Raw genomic sequence first — 22643 nt, 5'->3', positions numbered from 1 at the left:
GGAAAATGGCAGGGGCGGCTGGATTCGAACCAACGCATGGCAGGATCAAAACCTGCTGCCTTACCGCTTGGCGACGCCCCTGTATCTGTTGCAACGATTACCCAGTAATCGATTCCTTTAGAGCAGATTTTGCAGCTTGCGATGCAACATCGAAACGTTGCTTCCTTTTGCTACAAACCCTGTAAGGGTCTCTGTAAGAAGGGCCGAGACTTTATCAGCTTCAGCTTTGCTTGGGAAGCCCCCAAACACACAACTTCCAGTTCCGGTGAGTTTTGCTTCGGTAAATTTACCTAACAAATTCAATGCGTTACGTACATCTGGATAACGCCTTGCTACCACCGGTAAGCAGTCATTTCGACTGTTTCCCTTGGGAACGGGGCGCACTTTAATGGGAGAAGAGTTACGTGTCAACAACGGATCTGAAAAAATTTCTGCTGTACTTACAGATACTTGCGGCACAAGCACGAGATACCACGGTTCTTCGGGGTCTACAGGGGTGAGTTTCTCCCCTACGCCCTCGGCGAAAGCCGCGTGCCCACGCACGAAAACCGGCACGTCGGCGCCCAGTGTCAGGCCCAGCACGGCCAGTCGATCCTCATCCCAACCCAGTTGCCAGAGATGATTGAGGCCGAGCAAAGTCGTCGCGGCATTTGAACTGCCGCCACCGATTCCACCGCCCATGGGCAGGATTTTTTCGATCCAGATATCGATGCCGAGCGAACAACCGGATTGCTCCTGAAGTTTTTTCGCGGCTTTGACGATCAGGTTGCTGTCGTGAGGGACCCCATCGAATTCGGTGTGCAACCGAATCACACCGTCGTCACGAACGGCAAACGTGATTTCGTCGCCGTAATCGAGAAACTGAAAAATCGTCTGCAACTCGTGATAACCGTCTTCACGGCGGCCGAGAATGTGCAGCATCAGATTGAGTTTGGCCGGGGAGGGCAGCGTCAAGCGCGCAACGGTCATGTTCACTGCCCCAGTTTGCGTGGTTGCCATTCCTTGATCACCAGCGTGACATCAAGGTCGGTGCCGTGCAGTTTGATCCGCTCGGGCAGCCAGTAGCCGTTTTGCTCGGCGTAACTGAGGTATTCGACTTGCCAGCCGTCCTGCTCGAGATTGGCCAGCCGACTGTCGGCGTCCAGGGTCAGGCGACTTTTGCTGTCCGGGGCCGGAAGCCCGCGAACCCACCACGCCAGATTGGACACCGGCAGCTTCCAGCCGAGCTGTTCTTCAACCAGCGCTTCGGGGGTCGTGGCGTCATAACGGCCCTGATTGGCCACTTCCAGCGAGACTTTGCCCGGACGGCCGGTCAAACGAGCCGCGCCGCGACCCAGCGGGCCGGAGAGGCGAATGTCGTAGTAATCCTGTCGCTGCAGCCAGAACAACGTGCCGCTGCCCGAGTCTTTTGGCGCACGAATACCGATCTTGCCGTTGATCTGCCAGCCATCAAGGCTGGTCAGCTGCTGTTTGTAATCGCGCCATTGGGCCGTGTTGCCTTGGCCCTGGACCGATTCGCGGGCGCCGAAGCCCGCGCAACCGGCGAGCAGGGCGATGAAACTGAAAACAACAAGGTGGCGCAAAAACATAATCTTAAAGAGTCTCTGATCCGGTCAGGCGCTTGATGGTGCTGCGCAGGATGGGGCTGTCGGGTTGTTCCTTGAGGAACTTGCTCCAGATTTGCCTGGCTTCCCGCTGTTTGCCATTGGCCCACAGGACTTCGCCCAGGTGAGCGGCAACTTCCTGATCGGGAAAGCGATCCAGGGCCTGACGCAGATAGCGCTCGGCTTCATCGAGATTGCCCAGGCGGAAGTGCACCCAGCCGAGGCTGTCGAGTACCGCTGGGTCTTCCGGGTTGATCTGGTGCGCTTGTTCGATCAGGGCCTTGGCTTCGGCGTAACGCGTCGTGCGGTCCGACAGGGTGTAGCCGAGGGCGTTCAACGCCATCGCATTGTCCGGGTCGCGCTTGATGATCAGGCGCAGGTCTTTTTCCATCTGCGCCAGGTCATTGCGTTTTTCCGCCTGCATGGCGCGGGTGTAAAGCAGGTTCAAATCGTCCGGGTACTTCTGCAGCGCGGTTTGCAGAACCTTCCACGCCTTGTCGGGCTGATTGTTGGCAGACAAGGTCTCGGCTTCGATCAGGTACAACTGGATCGCGTAATCAGGTTGCTCGTCGCGTTCCTTAGCCAGACGGCTTTGGGCTTCGGCGGTCTTGCCGTTGTTGATCAGAATGTCGGTCTGGCGCAGTTGCGCAGGCAGATAGTCATTGCCGGGGCCGACCTGGGCGTACTCGATCAGTGCGCCTTGTGGGTCGTTGCGCTCTTCAGCTATACGACCGAGGTTCAGGTGCGCCGAATCGACGTGGCTTTCCCGGGCGACCAAGTCTTCCAGATAACCCTTGGCCTCGTCCCAGGCCTTGGCTTCCAGGCACACCAGCGCCAGGGAATAACGCAGTTCGTCGTCTTCCGGGTATTGCTGGACCAGGCTTGAGAACTCGACCTTGGCGTCGTCCATGCGGTCTTGTTCAACCAGCATGCGTGCATAGGTCAGGCGCAGGCGTTTGTCGTCCGGGTATTTCTTGATGCTTTTTTGCAGCAGTGGCAAGGCTTCATCGCCACGGTTGAGCACTTGCAACAGGCGCGCGCGCAGCAGGATCGGGGCAATTTCGCCGTCGTCCGGCGGATTGTCTTCAAGCAAGGTCAGCGCGCCTTTGGCGTCACCGTCCTGTTGCAACAGCAAAGCCTTGCCGAAAATCAACTGGTTGTTGTTCGGGTGGCGCTGCAATAAGCGGTCAAAACTTTTCATCAGGCCGTTGCGCGTGTCCTGGTCGGTATCGGCCGCGGACAGGGCAAGAAAGTCGAAATGCGTGTCGCCTTTGCCGAGCAGGACTTTCTCCATATAGACCATGGAGTCGTCATAACGCCCGGCGCGCGCCAGCTGCACGGCAGCCGCGCGTTGCGCCTCGAGATCGTCCGGGGCGTTTTTTGCCCAGATCAGCGCGGTATCCAGGGCAGCCTGATCGGCGCCAAGGTATTCGGCAATGCGGAAGGCTCGCTCGGAGATGCCCGGATCCTGAGTGTTGATGGCCTGGGTGACGTAGTTGTCCAGGGCAATGTCGAAACGATTGCGCTGGCCAGCCAGTTCGGCGCTCAACAGGCTGAAGACGGTTTCTTCACTGAATGAGCTGTAAACCTTGGGCTTTTCAGGGGCCGGAGTGCTGTCTTCGACCGGCGGCGTACCGTCCGACGAAACGGGTGCCAAGACCTGGCAGCCGCTGAGGAAGACAAAAGCGAGGAGCAACGCGGAGGATCTATTCATATAGGAAGAGGACGACTAACCTGCGGTCGGATCATCATGACACAAGCCTTCGGCCAAACATAACCGAGTCTCGATGGATGCCTTTATAGAGGCAGGTCATTGGGACAATAGTCAGCGGTAGTTGTTCTGGCTCTGTCGAAGTAGGACAATTGCCGGCTTCACGTCACCATCAGCGACCTTGAATGGCCTTCCTTGCACTCGGTATCAACCACAAGACTGCTTCAGTAGACGTCCGCGAGCGCGTGGCCTTTACCCCTGAGCAGCTGGTGGAGGCCTTGCAGCAGCTCTGCCGACTTACCGACAGCCGCGAAGCTGCGATCCTCTCCACCTGCAATCGCAGTGAACTCTATATAGAACAGGATCACCTTTCGGCTGACATCATCTTGCGCTGGCTGGCCGATTATCATCATTTGAGCCTCGAAGAGCTGCGTGCGAGCGCTTATGTGCACGAAGATGATGCGGCAGTTCGTCACATGATGCGGGTGGCTTCCGGGCTCGATTCGCTGGTGTTGGGCGAACCGCAGATCCTCGGCCAGATGAAATCGGCCTACGCCGTGGCGCGTGAGGCCGGCACCATCGGTCCGCTGCTCGGGCGCTTGTTTCAAGCGACGTTCAACGCGGCCAAGCAAGTGCGCACCGACACGGCCATCGGCGAGAACCCGGTGTCCGTGGCGTTTGCCGCGGTCAGCCTGGCGAAACAGATTTTCAGCGATTTACAGCGCAGCCAGGCCTTGCTGATTGGCGCCGGAGAGACCATCACCCTGGTCGCCCGCCACCTGCATGAACTGGGTGTAAAGCGCATTGTGGTCGCCAACCGAACCCTGGAACGCGCGAGCATCCTTGCCGAGCAGTTTGGTGCCCATGCCGTTTTGCTCTCGGACATCCCGGCAGAGCTGGTGCGCAGCGACATCGTGATCAGTTCCACTGCCAGCCAGTTGCCGATCCTTGGCAAAGGCGCCGTGGAAAGCGCGTTGAAACTGCGCAAGCACAAACCGATCTTCATGGTAGACATCGCTGTTCCTCGGGATATCGAGCCGGAAGTCGGCGAGTTGGACGACGTTTACCTCTATAGCGTCGACGATCTCCACGAAGTGGTCGCCGAGAACCTCAAGAGCCGGCAGGGCGCTGCCCAGGCGGCGGAAGATATGGTCTTGGTCGGTGCCGAAGATTTCATGGTCCGCCTGCGTGAACTGGCGGCGGTGGATGTGCTCAAGGCCTATCGCCAACAAAGCGAGCGCATGCGCGACGAAGAATTGCAGAAGGCCCAGCGCATGCTGGCCAATGGCAGCAGCCCCGAAGAGGTGCTGGTGCAATTGGCGCGTGGCCTGACCAACAAACTTTTGCACGCCCCGAGTGTGCAGTTGAAAAAGCTTTCTGCCGAAGGCCGCCTCGATGCGCTGGCCATGGCCCAGGAACTCTTTGCCCTGAATGAGGGCTCATCGGATAGCTTTTCGGATAAGAAACCGCAATGAAAGCGTCACTGCTCAATAAGCTGGACATCCTCCAGGACCGTTTCGAGGAATTGACCGCCCTGCTTGGCGATGGCGAAGTCATTTCCGATCAGAACAAATTCCGCACCTATTCCAAGGAATACGCGGAAGTCGAACCGATTGTCGCCACCTATAAACAGCTGCTCAAAGTGCAAGGCGACCTCGAAGGCGCCCAGGCACTGCTCAAGGACAGCGACCCGGACATGCGCGAAATGGCCGTGGAAGAAGTTCGCGAAGCCAAAGAGCAACTGATCGACATCGAAGCCAGCCTGCAACGCATGCTGCTACCCAAGGACCCGAATGACGGGCGCAACGTGTTCCTCGAAATCCGTGCCGGCACCGGCGGTGACGAAGCGGCGATTTTTTCCGGCGACCTGTTCCGTATGTATTCGCGTTATGCCGAGCGGCGTGGCTGGCGGGTGGAAATTCTCTCGGAGAACATCGGTGAGCACGGCGGCTATAAAGAAGTCATCGCCCGTGTTGAAGGCGAAAACGTCTACGGCAAACTGAAGTTCGAATCCGGCGTGCACCGCGTGCAACGGGTTCCGGCCACCGAATCCCAGGGTCGCATCCACACCTCGGCCTGCACCGTGGCGGTGTTGCCTGAGCCGGATGAGCAGGAAACGATCGAGATCAACCCGGCGGATCTGCGGGTCGATACCTATCGTTCCTCCGGGGCCGGCGGCCAGCACGTCAACAAGACCGACTCGGCGATCCGCATCACGCACTTGCCGTCCGGTATCGTCGTCGAATGCCAGGAAGAACGCTCGCAACACAAGAACCGCGCCCGGGCGATGTCCTGGTTGTCGGCCAAGCTCAACGATCAACAAACCAGCGCCGCCGCGAACGCCATCGCCAGCGAGCGTAAGCTGCTGGTCGGTTCGGGCGATCGCTCCGAGCGCATCCGCACCTACAACTTTGCCCAGGGCCGGGTGACCGACCACCGGGTCAACCTGACGCTGTATTCCCTCGACGAAATCCTAGCGGGCGGCGTCGAGGCCGTGATTGAACCGTTACTGGCCGAGTTCCAGGCCGATCAATTGGCAGCGATAGGTGAGTAAATGACGATCATTGCCAGTTTGTTGCGCGCCGCCGATTTGCCCGACTCGCCCACGGCGCGTCTGGATGCCGAATTATTGCTGGCCGCGGCCTTGGGCAAGTCCCGCAGCTTTCTGCACACCTGGCCGGAACGCATTGTGCCGAGCGAAGCCGCGCTGAAGTTTGCCGAGTACCTGCAACGTCGTCGCGGCGGTGAGCCGGTGGCCTACATTCTGGGGCAGCAAGGGTTCTGGAAGCTTGATCTGGAAGTCGCGCCGCACACGCTGATCCCGCGCCCGGATACCGAACTGCTGGTGGAAGCGGCGCTGGAATTGCTGCCAGCCACACCGGCCCAAGTGCTCGATCTTGGCACCGGCAGCGGCGCCATTGCCCTGGCTTTGGCCAGCGAGCGTCCGGCGTGGAAAGTCACTGCGGTGGATCGCATACTCGAGGCCGTGGCGCTGGCCGAACGCAATCGTCAGCGCCTGCACTTGAACAATGCCACGGTACTGAGCAGCCATTGGTTCAGCGCCCTGGAAGGTCAGCGTTTTCATCTGATCATCAGCAACCCGCCGTACATCGCCTCCGCCGACCCGCATCTGGTAGAAGGCGATGTGCGCTTCGAACCAGCCAGCGCTCTGGTGGCTGGCATCGACGGGCTCGATGATCTGCGCCTGATCGTCGCCCAGGCGCCGGATTATCTGGAAGCGGGTGGCTGGCTGATGCTCGAGCACGGTTACGATCAAGCCGAAGCCGTGCGCGACTTGCTGTTGAGCCGCGGCTTTGAAGCAGTCCACAGCCGCACCGATCTGGGCGGTCACGAACGTATCAGCCTGGGGCGCCTGCCGTGCTGAATGATCAGGAGTTGTTGCGCTATAGCCGGCAGATTCTGTTGCAACACGTCGATATCGACGGCCAGTTGCGGCTGAAAGAAAGCCGCGTATTGATCGTCGGTCTCGGCGGTCTTGGCTCACCGGTGGCGCTGTATTTGGCCGCGGCCGGTGTCGGCGAGCTGCACCTGGCGGATTTCGATACGGTCGACCTGACCAATCTGCAACGCCAGATCGTTCACGACACTGACAGCGTCGGCTTGAGCAAGGTCGATTCAGCGATCCGCCGACTGAGCGCGATCAATCCCGAGATCCAACTGATCGCCCATCGCACCGCACTGGACGAAGATTCCCTGGCGGCCGCCGTGGCGGCGGTGGATCTGGTGCTGGACTGTTCCGATAATTTCTCGACTCGTGAAGCGGTCAACGCGGCCTGCGTTACTGCCAGCAAACCGCTGGTCAGCGGCGCGGCGATTCGCCTCGAAGGGCAATTGTCGGTGTTTGACCCGCGACGCCCGGAAAGCCCGTGCTACCACTGTCTATACGGTCACGGCAGCGAAGCCGAATTGACCTGCAGTGAGGCCGGTGTTGTCGGTCCACTGGTTGGGCTGGTGGGCAGCCTCCAGGCGCTGGAAGCCCTGAAACTGCTGGTGGGTTTCGGTGAGCCATTGGTGGGGCGCCTGTTGCTGATCGATGCCCTGGGCTCGCGCTTCCGTGAATTGCGGGTCAAGCGCGATCCTGGCTGCAGCGTCTGTGGTTCAAAACATGCGTGAAGCGCCAATCGGCGTATTCGACTCCGGCGTCGGTGGGCTTTCGGTATTGGCCGAGGTCCAGCGTTTGCTGCCCAACGAGTCGCTGCTGTACGTCGCCGATTGCGGCAATGTTCCCTACGGCGAAAAAACCCCTGAATTCATCCAGCAGCGTTGCAGCGTGATGGCCGAATTTTTTCAGCAGCAGGGCGCGAAGGCCTTGGTGCTGGCCTGCAACACGGCGACCGTCGCCGGTGTTGCGGACTTGCGGCGCGATTTCCCTGCGTGGCCCATCGTCGGCATGGAGCCCGCCGTCAAACCTGCCGCTGCCGCCACCCGCAGTGGTGTGGTCGGCGTACTTGCCACCACTGGCACGTTGCAGAGCGCCAAGTTCGCGGCGTTGCTCGATCGTTTCGCCACTGATGTACGCGTTATAACTCAGCCGTGCCCCGGCCTGGTGGAGCTGATTGAAAACGGCGATCTGCACAGCGAGGCATTGCGTCAGTTGCTGGCCGGGTACGTCGGGCCGCTGCTCGGCGCCGGGTGCGACACGATAATTCTGGGCTGCACGCATTATCCCTTCCTAAAGCCATTGCTTAAGCAGATGATCCCTGAAGACATCAGCTTGATCGACACCGGTGCCGCTGTTGCGCGGCAACTCCAGCGTTTGTTGGCCGAGCGTGAGTTACTTGCCGAGGGGCCGGCACGTGCTGCGCAGTTCTGGACGAGTGCCGATCCGGAGCATTTCAGGACTATTTTGCCGACGCTGTGGAACAGCGGCGGTGTTGTGCAAAGCTTCGATAGATAACTAAAAAAAAAGTAGGCGAAAACGAATAATTGGGCTGAACTTCTGATTAATCGTCGACTTCTATAGCGGTGAGCAACAAAAAAACCATATGAAATCGTTCGGAAAAGGATGTTTCTAGTGAAGCGACTATTCTGCTTGGCCGCGATTGCGGCCGCACTGATGGGGCACAGTTTTACCGCGCAGGCGGCAGGCGTGGAATTCGCGGTCGGACAGACCAGCGAGTCGACCATGACCTATCGATTGGGCATGCAATTCGATTGGGACAAGAGCTGGTTGCAGAGTGATATCGGTCGTTTGACGGGGTACTGGAGCGGTGCCTACACCTATTGGGACGGCGACAAGACCTCCAGCAACCACAGCCTGTCGTTCGCGCCGGTGTTGGTTTACGAATTTGCTGGCCAGACCGTCAAGCCTTATGTGGAGTTGGGCGTTGGCGTCGCGGTATTCGCCAATACCGAAGTCGAAAACAATCAACTCGGCAGTGCTTTTCAGTTTGAAGACCGGTTCGGTTTTGGCCTGCGCTTTACCGGTGGACATGAAGTCGGCATTCGTGCGACGCACTATTCCAATGCCGGGCTCAGTAGCCCGAACAACGGTGTAGAAAGTTACGCGCTGCACTACACGATGCCGCTCTGAGACTCGCTCCTTTAAGTGTGGGAGCGAGCCTGCTCGCAATTGCGGTCTGCCATTCAGCAACAGTGTTGACTGACAGGAAGCCATCGCGAGCAGGTTCGCTCCCACACTGGATGTGCGTCGACTTCAAATTCAGCGATACGCCGTGGTAATCCCCTGGCGCTCTTCGAGGCACTCCGGTGCGCCCATCTCGAACTCCCGGCAGATCAGCGGGCGCTTTTCGTAGATGGTGCACATCATGCTGTTGCGGTCCAGCGCAGCGCACCAGCCGTCATCCAGACGCAGCATGACTTCCCCGCCCCAATCATCGGTATCGATAAAACGTTCAGGCACGCCCGTGTCGGTGATCAGCATGACTTCGAGCTGGCAGCAACAGGCTGCGCAAGTCGAGCACGTGACGGCCGGTTCGGTGATTTGCGTGTGGGGAATGGTTTTCATGGCGGGCAGTGTAAGGCAGTGGGCCCTGGCTGTGTTAAAGGCCTGACGGACGCTTAGCTGCGGGTGTCCGCCGCCAGCCGTTGCGCCATGAAATGCAGCGTTGGGAACAGCATGGCCCAGAGCAGGCCGATACCCAGCAGCGTGGGCACCTGACCGTAAGGAAACTGCACGCCGGCCAGTTGTCCACCGGCGTAATACGACAATGGCCCACCCACGGCGCCCAGCAGGCTGCCGAGCCACCAAGGTTTGGCGGTCCATTGCAGGCAGTGGCGCAACGTGGTTGCCAGTAACGCCCACAACAGCATCAGCCACAGCGGGATCAAGGGCGCGACGTCGGCGAAATCGAACACACCAAGCCAGCGCAACGAACTGTCGACGGTGGTGCCCAGCAGCACAACGCTGAGAATCAGTCGGCCTTCATCCGCCCAGCGACTTATCCACAGCAGATGAATCACCAGTACCGCCAACGCCACCAGCAACCATAAACTGTCGCCGCCCATCACACAGGCAAACCAGCCGAGCTGAAACAGTGCGGCATTGGCCAAGCGCTCACGCATCGAAGCGCCCTAGCAGCGGCGCGGGCATTGCCGAGGGTTTGGCCAGCACCATTTGCGCGGTGCCGATGGTGCGCTCCAGAAACCCCCCTTCGCAGTAGCACAGATAAAATTCCCACAACCGCAGGAAATAATCGTCGTAGCCCAACTCGCTCAAGCGGCCCTGGGCTCGGCGAAAATTCTCATGCCACAGGCGCAGGGTTCGGGCGTAGTGCAGGCCGAAATCCTCCATGTGCAGCAAATTCATGTCGGTGTCGCGGCTGATGACTTCCAGCATCTTCTGCACACAGGGCAGGGCACCGCCAGGAAAAATGTAACGCTGAATGAAATCGACGCTGCCCTTGGCCTGTTCGTAGCGCTGTTCGCGGATGGTGATGGCCTGCAACAGCATCAAGCCGTTGCTTTTGAGCAACTGCGCGCATTGCTTGAAATAGACCGGCAGGAAGCGATGGCCGACCGCTTCGATCATCTCGATCGACACCAGTTTGTCGTACTGCCCGGTGAGGTCGCGGTAATCCTTGAGCAGCAGCGTGACCTGGTCTTGCAGGCCGAGGGCTTCAATGCGTTGGGCAGTGAAGGCGTACTGTTCTTTTGAAAGCGTGGTGGTGGTGACCTTGCAGCCGTAATGCTGCGCCGCGTAAAGCGCCATGCTGCCCCAACCGGTGCCGATTTCCAGCAAGTGATCACTGGGTTTGAGCGCGAGTTTCTGGCAGATCCGTTCCAGCTTGTTCAACTGCGCCTGTTCCAGGCTGTCTTCGTCCGTCAGGAACTGTGCGGCGGAATACATCATGGTGGGGTCGAGAAACTGTTCGAACAGGTCGTTGCCCAGATCGTAGTGGGCGGCGATGTTTTTCTGCGAACCCTTGCGCGTGTTGCGATTGAGCCAGTGCAGCGCTTGAACGAAAGGGCGGCCGAGTTTCGCCAGGCCACCCTCCAGCGCATCCAGCACCTCAAGGTTACTGACGAACACGCGAACCACCGCGGTCAAGTCCGGCGAGCTCCAATAACCGTGGATAAACGCTTCGCCAGCGCCGATCGAGCCGTTACCCGCCACCAGCCCCCACGCCGCCGCGTCGAGGATATGGATCTCCCCGATCAATGGGCTGCCTGCGGTCCCGAAAACTTGTCGTTCGCCGTTTTCGATGACCACCAGTTGTCCATGTTTGAGCTGCGTGAGTTGCCGCAGTACACCACGGCGCAGCAACGATCCGGTCAGGCCGTTGGTGCTGAGCAGATTGACTTTGGCCGAGGCGCTAGAGGATTTCATGACGGTGATCCTTGGGAGGAACGATGGCGGTTTGAACGCTGCCAACGGCAGCCTGATGAGCAAATATCGGTGCGCGCTTGAGCAGCAGGCGCAGGGCCTGCCAATAGATCGCCAGGCAGGTTTTCGCCGTCATCCATGGAAAGCGCCGCAAGTAACGATGCAGGCTGGCACGGTCCAGTGCCTGGCGTTTCAAGCTGAGCGTGGCGTCGAACAACTTCAGCTCGCCCTGCCAGTCCGCCATGTGCACGCCGAGCCGTTTCGCGGCGGGGCTGAAACTCATGCGGTATTCCAGGTCTGGCGGTAGAAACGGCGAAACGTGAAACGCCTTCGCCACGGCAAAATGTTGATGGAAATCGCCGAGATTCTCCGGGGCCTTGGCCGGCAATACATAGTGATAACGCTCGCGCCACGGGGTGTTGGTGACTTCGCAAAGAATCGCCGCCAGTTGCCCGTCAGCCTCATGGCAGTAGAAAAAACTCACCGGGTTGAACGACAAACCCCAACTGCGCGGCTGGGTCAGCAGGCAGATCGAGCCTTGGGGCGCATGACCGATGGCCTGGCCGACGAGCTGGCGCACCGCGTCAATCAGGCGCATGCCGCTGCCGGTATAGGTTTTGAGGTAATCGCTCTCGCGAAACGAGAACGGTGCAAAGCGACGGTTGCCCGAGAACGGCGACAGGTCGAACACGGCCTCCTGTTCGTCGAGGTCCAGGTACAACAGACCGATCCGGTAACGGAAGGCATGAGGCTTTGGGGCGAACCGCCGATGCGAGATCCAGCCGCTGTAGAGGGCGCTGTTCACAACACTTCACCAAACGAGCGAGCAACGCGCAACGCGCTGACCACGCCGTCTTCATGGAAACCGTTGGCCCAATAGGCGCCGCAATAATAAGTGTGTTGCGCGCCGTCCAGTTCCTCCCAACGGCTTTGCGCAGCAACGGCCGCCAGGCTGAATTGCGGATGGGCGTAAGTGAATCTGGCGAGCACTTTACTCGGGTCGATGCCAGCGCTCTGGTTGAGGCTGACGCAGAACGTGGTGTCGCTCTGGATGCCTTGCAGGATATTCATGTCGTAGGTAACGGCGGCCCGTGTATGGCCTGGGCCACCGAGGCGGTAATTCCAGCTGGCCCACGCGAGTTTTCGGGTGGGTAGCAGGCGTGTGTCGGTGTGCAGCACCACTTCGTTGTCGGCGTAGGGCAGGGCGCTGAGGATCGATTGTTCGGCATCGCTCGGCTTGGCCAGCAGTTGCAGGGCCTGATCGCTGTGGCAGGCAAACACCACTTTATCGAATCGTTCGCTGCCGGCGGCGCTGTGGATAATGACGCCTTGTTCATCACGCTCGACCCGGGTGACGGGGCAGTTGAGTCGGATGTTCTGTTTGAACGTCGCCGTCAGTGGCTCGATGTAAGCGCTCGAACCCCCTTCGATCACCCGCCACTGCGGACGATTGCTGATGGACAGCAGTCCATGATTCTTGAAAAACCTGACGAAAGATTGCAATGGGAAACCCAACATGTCAGCCATGGACATCGACCAGATTGCTGCGCCCATCGGCACGATGTAATGCAGGATGAAGCGTTCGCCATAGCGGCCGTTTTTCAGATAGTCGTCCAGCGTGGTGTCGGCGGCGATCCGACCCTCGGCCAGGTCACGCTGCGCCTCTTTGTTGAAGCGCTGGATATCGCGCAACATGCCCCAGAAGCCGGGTGACAACAGATTTCGCCGTTGGGCAAACAAGCTGTTGAGGTTATTGCCGTTGTATTCCAGGCCCGAGTCCGGATCCTTCACTGAAAAACTCATTTCAGTCGGTTTCGACTCCACGCCGATCTGGCCGAGCAGGCGAATGAAATTCGGGTAGGTCCAGTCGTTGAACACAATGAAACCAGTGTCCACGGCGTAGCGCTGGTCATCCACGGTCACGTCCACGGTATGGGTGTGCCCGCCGATCCAGTCGCTGGCCTCGAACAGGGTGATCTCATGCCTGCGATTGAGCAGGTAGGCGCTGGTGAGCCCAGAGATTCCGCTGCCAATGATCGCAATGTTCACGGCACGTCCCTGATCGGTGGGCTGCTGCGCACCATGCGTTTGCCGATGGCCAGTTTCACGCAATTGGGCATTTTCGACAGGGGCCAGAGAGCCGCCATGAACAGCCCCGGAAAAGCGATCTCCAGGGGACGGTTCTTGAGTTTGGCGAAGATGTGCCGGGCGGCTTTCGCCACTGGCCAACTGAGCGGCATCGGGAAGTCGTTTTTCGCCGTCAGCGGGGTCTCGACAAACCCCGGGCTGACCACCGTGACTTCGATGCCTTCCGGCGCAAGATCGATGCGCAGGGATTCGAACAGATAACGCAGCCCGGCCTTCGACGCGCCATAGGCTTCGGCCCGTGGCAGCGGCAGGTAGGTCACCGAACTGGCGACGCCCACCAGATGCGGCGCGGTGCCCTTGCGCAACAAGGGCAACGCGGCCTCGATGCAATAGGCGCTCGCGAGCAGGTTGGTGCGCACCACGTGTTCGACGATCGAGGAATCGAACTGCTTGACGTCGACGTATTCGCACGTGCCGGCGTTGAGGATCACCGTGTCCAGCGAGCCCCATTCATGGGCGATCTGTTCGCCGATTTCGCGCACCGCCTGACTGCTCGTCAAATCGCCGGGCACGACCAGCACTTGCCCCGGATAACGCAGGGACAAGACTTTCAGCACCGCTGTAGAGCGCGAGCTCACGGCCAGATGAGCACCGGTTTTGAGGATTTCTTCAGCCAGCGAGGCGCCGATGCCGCTGCTGGCACCCGTCAGCCAGTATCGCCGTGGAGTTGTAAGACTCATCCCATTCTCCTTTTCAGCCAGGCAATCGCCCGACCCAATACGGGTAAATGTTCGTAAAGCAGTGCCCCGGCATCGAAGTAATCCCGGTGACGATAAACCTTGTCGCGCCAGAGCAGGTACGAGCAGCCGTCGACACGAATCAACTGGCCGCCACTCAGGCGCGGATGGCGGTAACTCATGACCCAGCGCAGATAACCTTGACCTTCGCCGGTCTGGTCGAAACCGTGAAAATCGAAACGCAGTTCGGTGACGTTGGCGTAGAGCTCCGTGAAGTAGCTGCGCAACTGTCCGAGCCCTTGCACTTCATGCAGCGGATCGGTGAAGTGCACGTCTTCGGTGTACAGCTCGCCGAGGCGTTGCAAACTGTTTTTATCCAGCTGCGCGAATTGCCGGGCAAACTGCCGCAGGAAATCACTCATGAGCGCCTCCGGCATCGTGTCGCGAGGGCAAGTTCTTGAACGCGGCCAAGGCTCGCTGGCGCGAAGTGCTCAGGTTGACGATCGGCGACGGATAATCCGCCACGCCGAACAGACCGCCGACGTTCGCCGGGTTGTGCACGTCTTTTTTGTTCAGCCCAGCCAGTTCCGGCAGCCAGTGCTTGATGAACACGCCTTCAGCGTCGAATTTCTCCGATTGGCTCAGCGGATTGAAAATACGGAAATAAGGGGCCGAGTCAGTGCCCGTGGACGAACTCCACTGCCAGCCACCGTTGTTCGCCGCCAGGTCACCGTCGATCAAGTGGCGCATGAAAAAGCGTTCGCCTTCGCGCCAGTCGATCAGCAGGTTCTTGGTCAGGAACATCGCCACCACCATGCGCAAGCGGTTGTGCATCCAGCCGGTTTCGAGCAATTGACGCATCGCTGCGTCGATGATCGGCAGGCCGGTACGGGCTTGCTGCCAGGCCAGCAGTTCTTCCGGGGCGTCGCGCCAGGCCAGGGCTTCGGTTTCCGGGCGGAAGGCACGGTGACGCGAGACCCGTGGGTAGCCCACCAGAATGTGTTTGTAGAACTCGCGCCACAGCAACTCGTTGATCCAGGTGACCGCGCCCACCTTGCCGCTTTCGAACTCGCCTTGATTGCTGTGCAGGGCGGCGTGCAAACACTGACGCGGGGAAATCACCCCGGCAGCGAGGTAAGCCGAGAGCTGGCTGGTGCCGGGTTTGGCCGGGAAGTCGCGCTCGCTTTTGTAGTAATCGATTTGTGCGTCGGCGAAGGTGTCGAGACGGCGTTGAGCTTCGGCTTCGCCTGCGGGCCAGAGCTGGCGCAAGCTCTCGCTGGGCATGTCGAACCCTTTAACACTCGATGGAATGTCGTCACTGCTGATGGGCAACGGATCCTGTACGGCCGGTTTGGCCACCCGTCCCGGAAGCGACCGGTGCAGACGTTCGTAACAGACTTTGCGGAACTGGCTGAAGACCTGGAAGTAGGTGCCAGTCTTGGTCAACACGGTTCCCGGTTTGAACAACAACTGATCGAGGTAGCTGAAGAAGTCGATGCCATGGGCCTTGAGCGTTTCGGCGACTGCCGTATCGCGACGGCTTTCATGAACCCCGTATTCCTCGTTGACGTGCACCGCCTCCGCGTTTAATTGCTGACACAGCTTGAGCAAAACCTGCGGCGCTTCATCCCAGCGAGGGGCGTGGCGGACCAAAAGGGGAATGTTCAGTTCGCCCAGCGCGTCGCTCAGTTCACCCAGATTGCGCAGCCAGAAATCCACTTTGCACGGCGCGTCATCGTGTTCCAGCCATTGCGCCGGGCTCAACAGGTACACGGCCACCGTCGGGCCGCGAGCGGCAGCAGCCGAGAGGGCGGTGTTGTCGTGCAGGCGCAAGTCGCTACGCAACCAGATCAAATGCATGGAAGTGTCCATTAAATAAGCCCACGCTTGACCAGTTCCTGGTGAGCCGATAGCGGGTCTTCAGCCAGGAACAAATCAACACTCTCGGACGTTTTTGCGGACAGCTCGGCGTGGTGGATGCATACCGTTGGTCCGGCAATCATTTTTGGGCAACTGACGCCATTCAAAAGTTTCGGCAGCTGCGAAATGTTCATGGCTTTGCTGGAATACAGCAGTACGCCGCGGGCTTGCAGGTGATCGACCGCCAGCGCGAGTTCGCCCGGCGGCAGCGGCCAGTCGAAGACCTCCACCGGGCAATCGGCGCTGCTGATCAGCCACGCGGTCAGCCACAGGCAAGGTTCCAGTGGCTGGTCCGAGTGATTGATCAATAGCAAGGGCGCGGTACGTAACTGACGGTTGTTATGGTAGATGCGTGCGCCGAATTTGCTACGCAGCCAGGAAAAGAAAAACACCCGCTCCATCTGCGCGCCGAACTGGCCCTGCCAGCGTTGCTCCAGCTCCGCCAGCAACGGCATCAGCAGTTGTTCGCACAAGGTACGAGGCGGATACAGCGCCATGGCTTGATTGACGGTGTCATCCAGCGTGCGTTCATTGAGCTGGGTCACCGCTTGCAGCAATGTCTGGCCCAGCACTTGCCAATCGTTTTCGACGGTTTCGGTAAAGGCCTGGGGCGTGTCGAGCAGATGCTTGACCTGACTGACGGCCACGCCGCGATTGAGCCAGGTGAGGATGGTCAAAATCCGTTGTACGTGTTCGGCAGAGAACAGGCGATGCCCCTTGGGCGTGCGCTGGGGCACGATCAGCCCGTAACGACGTTCCCAGGCACGCAGGGTCACGGCGTTCACGCCAGTCTGGCGCGCCACTTCGCGAATCGGCAACCAGCCTTCGTCCAGGGCTTTCTTGAAGTCGGCGCCAAGGTCTTCGCTGGCGCTGGTGTCGATTGGGCTTTTCATTAGATGGCGTTTCGCAGGCTGAGGTTTTCCGGGTGCGGCTGAAGGTAAACCTGCTGCGCGATGTACGGATCCGGGTGTTGACGGAAATAGTGTTTGAGCAGCGTCAGCGGCACCACCAACGGCACGATGCCGTGCCGGTACTGGCCGATGACGTGCTGCATTTCCTGCTTGTCTTCAGGGCTGATGAATTGCTTGAGATAACCGCTGATGTGCTGCAGGACGTTGGTGTGGGTACGCCGCGTCGCGCATTTTTTCAATGCCGCCATCAGTTCGCTGAAATAGCGCGGGCCGAGTTCCGCAGGATCGGTCTGGCCCATGTTGCCCAGCAGGTTGCCCAGGGTTTTGTATTGCAAGGGGTTATGGGCCATCAGCAAGTATTTGTAGCGCGAGTGAAATTCTATGAGGCCGCGTCGTGTCACCCCTTCTCGCAATAGCTGCTGCCAGGCGCTGTAGGCGAACACGCGGGTCAGGAAGTTTTCGCGCAATACCGGGTCGTTGAGGCGGCCATCTTCTTCCACCGGTAAGTCGGGGTGCAGGGCGCAGAACGCTTGGGCGTAGATACCACGTCCACCTCCGTCCACCGGCGACCCGTTGGCCTGGTAGACCTTGACCCGCTCGAGGCCGCAGGAAGGGGATTTCTGCATAAAGATGTAGCCGCAGATATCGTCCAGCTCCGCAGCCATTTTCTGACCGTACTCGGCGAGCGGCCGGGTGACGTTGGTCTCAGGGTTGACGGTGCCAACGGCTTCGGGATGTTCGGGGTCGCCGATCAGGCGGATCGGTTCGCGAGGGATACCCAGGCCAATGGCGACTTCAGGGCACACCGGTACGAACTCGAAATAGTCGGTGAGGGTTCGGCTGCACAGGCGCGATTCCTTGTGCCCACCGTTGAAACGCACCTCCGCTCCCATCAAGCAGGCGCTGATGGCGATTTTCGGTAGAGTCGCTGGCTGTACATGCATCGGAACACCTCGAATCCAGACCTGTACAGAGCGGTAACTCTGTACAACTTTGTCTTCATCATAGATTCAAAGGTGTACAAGTCAAATTATTTGTATAGGTTTTCGAGAGGGGGTTGCATTCCCTTGTGGGAGAGGGCTTGCTCGCGATAGCGGTGGATCAGGCGACACATGGGTAGCTGACACACCGCATCCGCGGGCAGGATCTATTTCCAGCCGAGTATCCAGTCGTCGCTGGCTTTCAGCGATTGCCATGGGAGACGCTCACTGCGTTGGGTCAGCACCGCCTGCAATTCGACGTCCAGCACCGTGCCTTCCTCATCGCGGAACAGTTCGGTCACCAGAAAATGTTTCTCGCGGTTTCGCGGGTGGGCTGCTGTCCATTTCGACAGCAGCAATTTACTCGGATTGATTCTATTCACTGCAAGTGCTCGTGTAACCGTCGTGCAGCTTCCTGGCCGCTGAGCCAGGCGCCTTCGACACGCCCGGACAGGCACCAGTCGCCGCATACATACAGTCCCAGGTCGGCATCGGCCAAGGCACCCCATTCGTGACTGCTGGCGGGACGCGCGTAAAGCCAGCGATGCGCGAGGCTAAAGGTCGGGGCGGGCATGGCGCTGTGCAACAGCTCGGCAAATGCACCGTGCAGTTGCTCGATCACCGCCTCCTTGGGCAGGTCGATATGTTGCCGGCTCCAGGCGCTCGTCGCATGCAGTACCCAGGTATCCAGGGTGTTGTCGCGCCCGGGTTTGCTGCGGTTGCGCGCCAGCCAGTCGAGCGGGCTGTCCTGCACGAAGCAACCTTCCATGGGTGTATCCAGCGGCGTATCGAACGCCAGCGCCACCGCCCACGTTGGCTCCATTTTTACCCCGGCGGCGGCCCCGGCGAGTTTCGGCGCGGAGGCCAGCAGTGCCGTGGCTTGAGGCGCCGGCGTGGCGATCACCACATGACTGAACGGACCATGGGTGAAGCCTTCTGCGTCTTGCAGGTGCCAGTGTTCTTCACCGCGATAGACCTCGGTGATCCGGCAGGCGAAATGCACTTCCAGGTCGCCGAGCAGGCCGCGGGTGATGGCGCTCATGCGCGGTGTTCCGACCCAGCGTGTCTGTTCGTCCGGCGACAGGTTGAGCTGCCCGCCGTGGAAGGTGTAGAGCTGCGGCGTCCACTCGGCGACCCAGCCGTTGGATTGCCAACGCTGGACCTCGGTGACGAAGCGCCGGTCGCGGGCAGTGAAATACTGCGCGCCCATGTCCAAGGCACCCGCATCACAGCGCTTGCTCGACATGCGTCCGCCACTGCCGCGGCTTTTATCGAAAAGTTGAACACTGTGCCCGACTTCTGTCAGGGCCTGAGCGGCTGAGAGCCCGGCGATGCCGGTGCCGATGATTGCGATAGGTACAGTCATAGGGGCCTCGTTTACCTTTCTGTACAGACTACGCCGTGGTTTAAACCTGTACAATATTGTTTTTTGGTATAACTTTTAGCGTTCTCGATCTGACAGCTTGGCCTATTGTTAAACACAGACACTGCCCGATACCAAAGATCCCTGCTTATAAAAATAGACTAGTGATCAGGGTAAAACGCCACGCGAGGAAGAAGTCATGCACATATTGCTGACCGGCGGTACTGGTTTGATAGGACGTCAACTCTGCCGACACTGGTTGAGTCAGGGACATCGCCTGACAGTCTTGAGCCGCACGCCGGAAAAAGTCGCGAAAATCTGCGGTGCCCAAGTTCGCGGCGTCGCGTTGTTCGAAGACCTCGGGCAAGAACCGGTGGACGCAATTATCAATTTGGCGGGCGCGCCCATTGCCGATCGGCCATGGACGTCCAGGCGCAAAGCCTTGCTCTGGGCGAGTCGCATCACCCTGACCGAAACCTTGCTGGCCTGGCTCGAGACCCGCGCGCAGAAACCGCAGGTGTTGATCTCGGGTTCTGCCATCGGCTGGTACGGCGACAGTGGCGAGCGCGAACTGACCGAAGCGTCTCCGCCGTCCATCGATGATTTCGCCAGTCAGTTGTGCATTGCCTGGGAAGAAACCGCCCAACGCGCCGAGGCCATGGGTATTCGGGTGATCCTGATTCGAACCGGTTTGGTGCTGTCTGCCGAGGGCGGCTTTTTGTCGCGGCTGTTGCTGCCATTCAAACTGGGGCTGGGCGGGCCTTTGGGCAGTGGTCGGCAGTGGATGCCCTGGATTCATATCAACGATCAAATCGCCCTGATTGATTTTCTTCTGCATCGCAATGACGCCAGCGGTCCATATAATGCCTGCGCGCCAAAACCGGTGCGCAACCGCGAGTTCGCCAAAACATTGGGCGCCGTGCTGCACCGACCGGCGTTCATGCCGATGCCGGCCTTGGCCTTGAAAGTGTGCCTGGGTGAGTTGTCACTGCTGTTGCTGGGCGGCCAGAAGGCCGTACCGGCGCGCTTGCTGGAAGCGGGTTTCACGTTCCAGTTCACCGATTTGCGCGCGGCCCTGGACGACCTGTCCAGCCGCCTTTGAAATAGGACGTTGCATGACCGATCACGCATTGCTTCTGGTTAACCTGGGTTCACCTGCCTCTACATCGGTGGCGGATGTGCGCAGTTACCTCAATCAATTTCTGATGGACCCCTACGTGATCGACCTGCCATGGCCGGTGCGACGCTTGCTGGTGTCGCTGATCCTGATCAAGCGTCCGGAGCAGTCCGCCCACGCCTACGCGTCGATCTGGTGGGAGGAGGGCTCGCCGCTGGTGGTGCTCAGCCGTCGCCTGCGCGAGGCCATGGTTGCGCAATGGCACCATGGGCCGGTTGAGCTGGCGATGCGCTACGGCGAGCCGTCGATTGAGACGAAACTGGTTGAGCTAGCGGCTCAGGGCCACAAAAAAATCACCCTCGCACCGCTTTATCCACAATTCGCCGACAGCACCGTGACCACGGTGATTGAAGAAGCCAAGCGGGTGGTGCGTGAGAAGCGGCTCGATGTGCAGTTTTCGATTCTCCAGCCGTTCTACGATCAGCCGGAATACCTCGACGCATTGGTCGCCAGCGCGAAACCTTATTTGCAGCAGGATTACGATCACCTGTTGCTGAGCTTCCATGGTTTGCCGGAGCGGCACCTGAAGAAGATCGACCCTACCGGTCACCATTGCTTCCAAAGCGATAATTGCTGCCAGAACGCTTCGCCAGAAGTATTGGCGACCTGCTACCGCGCCCAATGCCTGCGCACGGCGTCGGAGTTTGCCAAGCGCATGGGGCTGGCGGATGGCAAGTGGTCGGTGTCGTTCCAGTCGCGTTTGGGCCGGGCGAAATGGATCGAACCCTACACCGAAGCGCGCCTCGATGAGCTGGCGGGAATGGGCGTGAAGAAGGTGCTAGTGATGTGCCCGGCGTTCGTTGCCGATTGCATCGAGACGCTTGAGGAAATCGGTGATCGCGGGAAGGAATTGTTCCGCGAGGCGGGGGGCGAGGAATTGGTGCTGGTGCCTTGCCTCAACGATGATCCGCAGTGGGCGCGGGCGTTGAGTGCCTTGTGTGAAAGGGCGCCGTTGGCGCTTTAAAAGCTTCGCGGGCAAGCCTCGCTCCTACAGAATTGCGTCGTTGTGTCGAGCGACACACAACTTGTAGGAGCGAGGCTTGCCCGCGAAGGCATTCTCAAGGCTGACTACAACAACGGCTCATCCGCCTTCTTGTGCTTCCAGCTGTCATTGCCCGGCAGCAACAGATTCAGCCCGATCGCTACCACCGCGCACAACGCAATGCCTTTGAGGCCGAAGTCATCGGGGCCGGTGCCAGTGCCGACCAGCACACCGCCAATCCCGAACACCAACGTCACCGACACAATCACCAGATTGCGCGCTTCGCCCAGGTCGATCTTGTGGCGAATCAGCGTGTTCATCCCCACCGCAGCGATCGAGCCAAACAACAGGCACAGAATCCCGCCCATTACCGGCACCGGGATGCTTTGCAGCAGTGCGCCGAACTTGCCGACGAACGCCAGGCTGATGGCAAAGATCGCCGCCCAGGTCATGATTTTCGGGTTGTAGTTCTTGGTCAGCATCACCGCGCCCGTCACTTCGGCGTAGGTGGTGTTGGGCGGGCCGCCGAACAGACCGGCAGCGGTGGTGGCAATGCCATCGCCGAGCAGGGTGCGGTGCAGGCCGGGTTTCTTCAGGTAATCGCGGCCGGTCACGCTGCCGACGGCAATTACCCCGCCGATATGCTCGATGGCTGGCGCCAGGGCTACCGGAACGATGAACAGAATCGCCTGCCAGTTGAACTCCGGCGCGGTGAAGTGCGGAATCGCAAACCACGGTGCGGCGGCAATCTTCGCGGTGTCGACAACGCCGAAATAGAACGCCATGGCAAAACCGACCAGCACGCCGGAAATGATCGGCACCAGGCGGAAGATGCCTTTACCGAACACGGCGACGATCAGCGTGGTGAGCAGCGCCGGCATCGAGATCAGCATGGCGGTCTGATACGGAATCAGCTCGGTGCCGTCGCCAGCCTTGCCCATCGCCATGTTGGCGGCAATCGGCGCCATGGCCAGGCCGATCGAGATGATCACCGGACCAATCACTACCGGTGGCAGCAGACGGTCGATGAAACCGGTGCCTTTGATCTTCACCGCAAGGCCGAGAAAGGTGTAGACGAAACCCGCCGCCATCACGCCGCCCATGGTCGCCGCGAGGCCGAACTGGCCCTTGGCGAGAATGATCGGGGTGATGAAGGCGAAGCTCGATGCGAGGAATACCGGCACCTGGCGCCCGGTGACGATCTGGAACAGAATCGTCCCCAGGCCTGCGGTAAACAGCGCCACGTTAGGGTCAAGGCCGGTAATCAGCGGCATCAACACCAGGGCGCCGAAGGCCACGAACAGCATCTGTGCGCCAGACAGAACCGTGCGCCAGAGCGGATCGTTGAACTCTTGCTGCATGC

The 22643-nt window shown here is 59.7% G+C and carries 24 protein-coding genes and 1 tRNA gene; 8 read left to right on the top strand and 17 right to left on the bottom strand.

Annotated features, from left to right (window positions below):
- Window positions 1–6: 6 nt before the first annotated feature.
- The 4 genes from RHP74_RS26200 to RHP74_RS26185 all read right to left on the bottom strand — a co-directional run bounded on the left by RHP74_RS26200 (window position 7) and on the right by RHP74_RS26185 (window position 3318).
- A tRNA-Gln gene (locus tag RHP74_RS26200) sits at window positions 7–81 on the bottom strand.
- A 36-nt stretch (window positions 82–117) separates the two neighbouring features.
- Entirely contained in the window at window positions 118–969 is an 852-nt protein-coding gene (gene ispE, locus RHP74_RS26195) for a 4-(cytidine 5'-diphospho)-2-C-methyl-D-erythritol kinase (protein WP_010458280.1), read from the bottom strand.
- A 2-nt stretch (window positions 970–971) separates the two neighbouring features.
- The gene (gene lolB, locus RHP74_RS26190) at window positions 972–1589 is read right to left on the bottom strand and encodes a lipoprotein insertase outer membrane protein LolB (protein ID WP_010458278.1); all 618 of its coding nucleotides are present in this window, start codon (window positions 1587–1589) and stop codon (window positions 972–974) included.
- 4 nt (window positions 1590–1593) lie between these two features.
- Window positions 1594–3318 (bottom strand): tetratricopeptide repeat protein, encoded by a 1725-nt coding sequence (locus RHP74_RS26185; protein ID WP_311096658.1) that lies wholly within the window; start codon window positions 3316–3318, stop codon window positions 1594–1596.
- A gap of 182 nt (window positions 3319–3500) precedes the next feature.
- On the opposite strand from RHP74_RS26185, the gene hemA reads away from it, so the two are divergent.
- The 6 genes from hemA (at window position 3501) to RHP74_RS26155 (ending at window position 8869) form a co-directional block, all read left to right on the top strand.
- Window positions 3501–4790, top strand: coding sequence for a glutamyl-tRNA reductase (hemA, locus tag RHP74_RS26180; RefSeq protein WP_010458274.1), 1290 nt, complete (start codon window positions 3501–3503; stop codon window positions 4788–4790).
- Entirely contained in the window at window positions 4787–5869 is a 1083-nt protein-coding gene (gene prfA / locus RHP74_RS26175) for a peptide chain release factor 1 (RefSeq protein ID WP_172791641.1), read from the top strand. Before hemA ends, prfA begins: the two co-directional genes overlap by 4 nt.
- Window positions 5870–6700, top strand: a complete 831-nt coding sequence (prmC, locus tag RHP74_RS26170) for a peptide chain release factor N(5)-glutamine methyltransferase (protein ID WP_172791640.1) — start codon at window positions 5870–5872, stop codon at window positions 6698–6700.
- Window positions 6694–7449 (top strand): molybdopterin-synthase adenylyltransferase MoeB, encoded by a 756-nt coding sequence (locus RHP74_RS26165; protein WP_282411260.1) that lies wholly within the window; start codon window positions 6694–6696, stop codon window positions 7447–7449. Before prmC ends, RHP74_RS26165 begins: the two co-directional genes overlap by 7 nt.
- Window positions 7442–8233 carry a glutamate racemase gene (murI, locus tag RHP74_RS26160; RefSeq protein WP_311096657.1) on the top strand — a complete coding sequence of 264 codons (792 nt, stop codon included), beginning with the start codon at window positions 7442–7444 and terminating at the stop codon, window positions 8231–8233. The genes RHP74_RS26165 and murI overlap by 8 nt, the downstream gene beginning before the upstream one ends.
- Window positions 8234–8350: 117 nt before the next feature.
- A complete protein-coding gene (locus RHP74_RS26155) occupies window positions 8351–8869 on the top strand; it encodes an acyloxyacyl hydrolase (protein WP_010458265.1) in 519 nt (172 codons plus the stop codon).
- A 129-nt stretch (window positions 8870–8998) separates the two neighbouring features.
- On the opposite strand, the gene RHP74_RS26150 is transcribed toward RHP74_RS26155, so the two are convergent.
- From RHP74_RS26150 to RHP74_RS26095, 12 genes are all read right to left on the bottom strand, one after another.
- Entirely contained in the window at window positions 8999–9304 is a 306-nt protein-coding gene (locus tag RHP74_RS26150) for a YkgJ family cysteine cluster protein (protein ID WP_102594936.1), read from the bottom strand.
- A gap of 53 nt (window positions 9305–9357) precedes the next feature.
- The gene (locus RHP74_RS26145; protein ID WP_010458261.1) at window positions 9358–9861 is read right to left on the bottom strand and encodes a DUF2878 domain-containing protein; all 504 of its coding nucleotides are present in this window, start codon (window positions 9859–9861) and stop codon (window positions 9358–9360) included.
- The gene (locus RHP74_RS26140; protein ID WP_077749013.1) at window positions 9854–11125 is read right to left on the bottom strand and encodes a cyclopropane-fatty-acyl-phospholipid synthase family protein; all 1272 of its coding nucleotides are present in this window, start codon (window positions 11123–11125) and stop codon (window positions 9854–9856) included. Before RHP74_RS26140 ends, RHP74_RS26145 begins: the two co-directional genes overlap by 8 nt.
- A complete protein-coding gene (locus tag RHP74_RS26135) occupies window positions 11112–11927 on the bottom strand; it encodes a DUF1365 domain-containing protein (RefSeq protein WP_311096655.1) in 816 nt (271 codons plus the stop codon). Before RHP74_RS26135 ends, RHP74_RS26140 begins: the two co-directional genes overlap by 14 nt.
- Complete coding sequence (locus RHP74_RS26130) at window positions 11924–13171, bottom strand: NAD(P)/FAD-dependent oxidoreductase (RefSeq protein WP_282411258.1); 1248 nt, start codon at window positions 13169–13171, stop codon at window positions 11924–11926. The genes RHP74_RS26135 and RHP74_RS26130 overlap by 4 nt, the downstream gene beginning before the upstream one ends.
- Window positions 13168–13950 (bottom strand): SDR family NAD(P)-dependent oxidoreductase, encoded by a 783-nt coding sequence (locus RHP74_RS26125; RefSeq protein ID WP_311096654.1) that lies wholly within the window; start codon window positions 13948–13950, stop codon window positions 13168–13170. The genes RHP74_RS26130 and RHP74_RS26125 overlap by 4 nt, the downstream gene beginning before the upstream one ends.
- A complete protein-coding gene (locus RHP74_RS26120) occupies window positions 13947–14369 on the bottom strand; it encodes a nuclear transport factor 2 family protein (protein WP_077749009.1) in 423 nt (140 codons plus the stop codon). Before RHP74_RS26120 ends, RHP74_RS26125 begins: the two co-directional genes overlap by 4 nt.
- Window positions 14362–15807: a deoxyribodipyrimidine photo-lyase gene (gene phrB / locus RHP74_RS26115; protein ID WP_311096652.1), complete on the bottom strand. Its 1446-nt coding sequence runs from the start codon at window positions 15805–15807 to the stop codon at window positions 14362–14364. The genes RHP74_RS26120 and phrB overlap by 8 nt, the downstream gene beginning before the upstream one ends.
- An 11-nt stretch (window positions 15808–15818) precedes the next feature.
- Window positions 15819–16760, bottom strand: coding sequence for a MerR family transcriptional regulator (locus RHP74_RS26110; RefSeq protein WP_311096650.1), 942 nt, complete (start codon window positions 16758–16760; stop codon window positions 15819–15821).
- Entirely contained in the window at window positions 16760–17722 is a 963-nt protein-coding gene (locus RHP74_RS26105) for a DUF523 and DUF1722 domain-containing protein (RefSeq protein ID WP_010458247.1), read from the bottom strand. Before RHP74_RS26105 ends, RHP74_RS26110 begins: the two co-directional genes overlap by 1 nt.
- Before the next feature lie 203 nt (window positions 17723–17925).
- A complete protein-coding gene (locus RHP74_RS26100) occupies window positions 17926–18141 on the bottom strand; it encodes a TIGR02450 family Trp-rich protein (protein WP_010458245.1) in 216 nt (71 codons plus the stop codon).
- Window positions 18138–19124 (bottom strand): NAD(P)/FAD-dependent oxidoreductase, encoded by a 987-nt coding sequence (locus RHP74_RS26095; RefSeq protein WP_311096648.1) that lies wholly within the window; start codon window positions 19122–19124, stop codon window positions 18138–18140. Before RHP74_RS26095 ends, RHP74_RS26100 begins: the two co-directional genes overlap by 4 nt.
- A 196-nt stretch (window positions 19125–19320) precedes the next feature.
- On the opposite strand from RHP74_RS26095, the gene RHP74_RS26090 reads away from it, so the two are divergent.
- Complete coding sequence (locus RHP74_RS26090) at window positions 19321–20223, top strand: TIGR01777 family oxidoreductase (protein WP_010458241.1); 903 nt, start codon at window positions 19321–19323, stop codon at window positions 20221–20223.
- 13 nt (window positions 20224–20236) lie between these two features.
- Window positions 20237–21262, top strand: a complete 1026-nt coding sequence (gene hemH / locus RHP74_RS26085; RefSeq protein WP_282411257.1) for a ferrochelatase — start codon at window positions 20237–20239, stop codon at window positions 21260–21262.
- Window positions 21263–21366: 104 nt separating this feature from the next.
- On the opposite strand, the gene RHP74_RS26080 is transcribed toward hemH, so the two are convergent.
- Complete coding sequence (locus tag RHP74_RS26080; protein WP_010458235.1) at window positions 21367–22641, bottom strand: uracil-xanthine permease family protein; 1275 nt, start codon at window positions 22639–22641, stop codon at window positions 21367–21369.
- Window positions 22642–22643 lie beyond the last annotated feature (2 nt).

Origin of the sequence: Pseudomonas sp. SG20052 (genome assembly GCF_031766055.1) — a bacterium.
GTDB classification, from domain to species: domain Bacteria; phylum Pseudomonadota; class Gammaproteobacteria; order Pseudomonadales; family Pseudomonadaceae; genus Aquipseudomonas; species Aquipseudomonas mandelii.
Note: the sequence above shows the minus strand (reverse complement) of the source record. Positions and strands in the feature narration are given on the sequence as shown.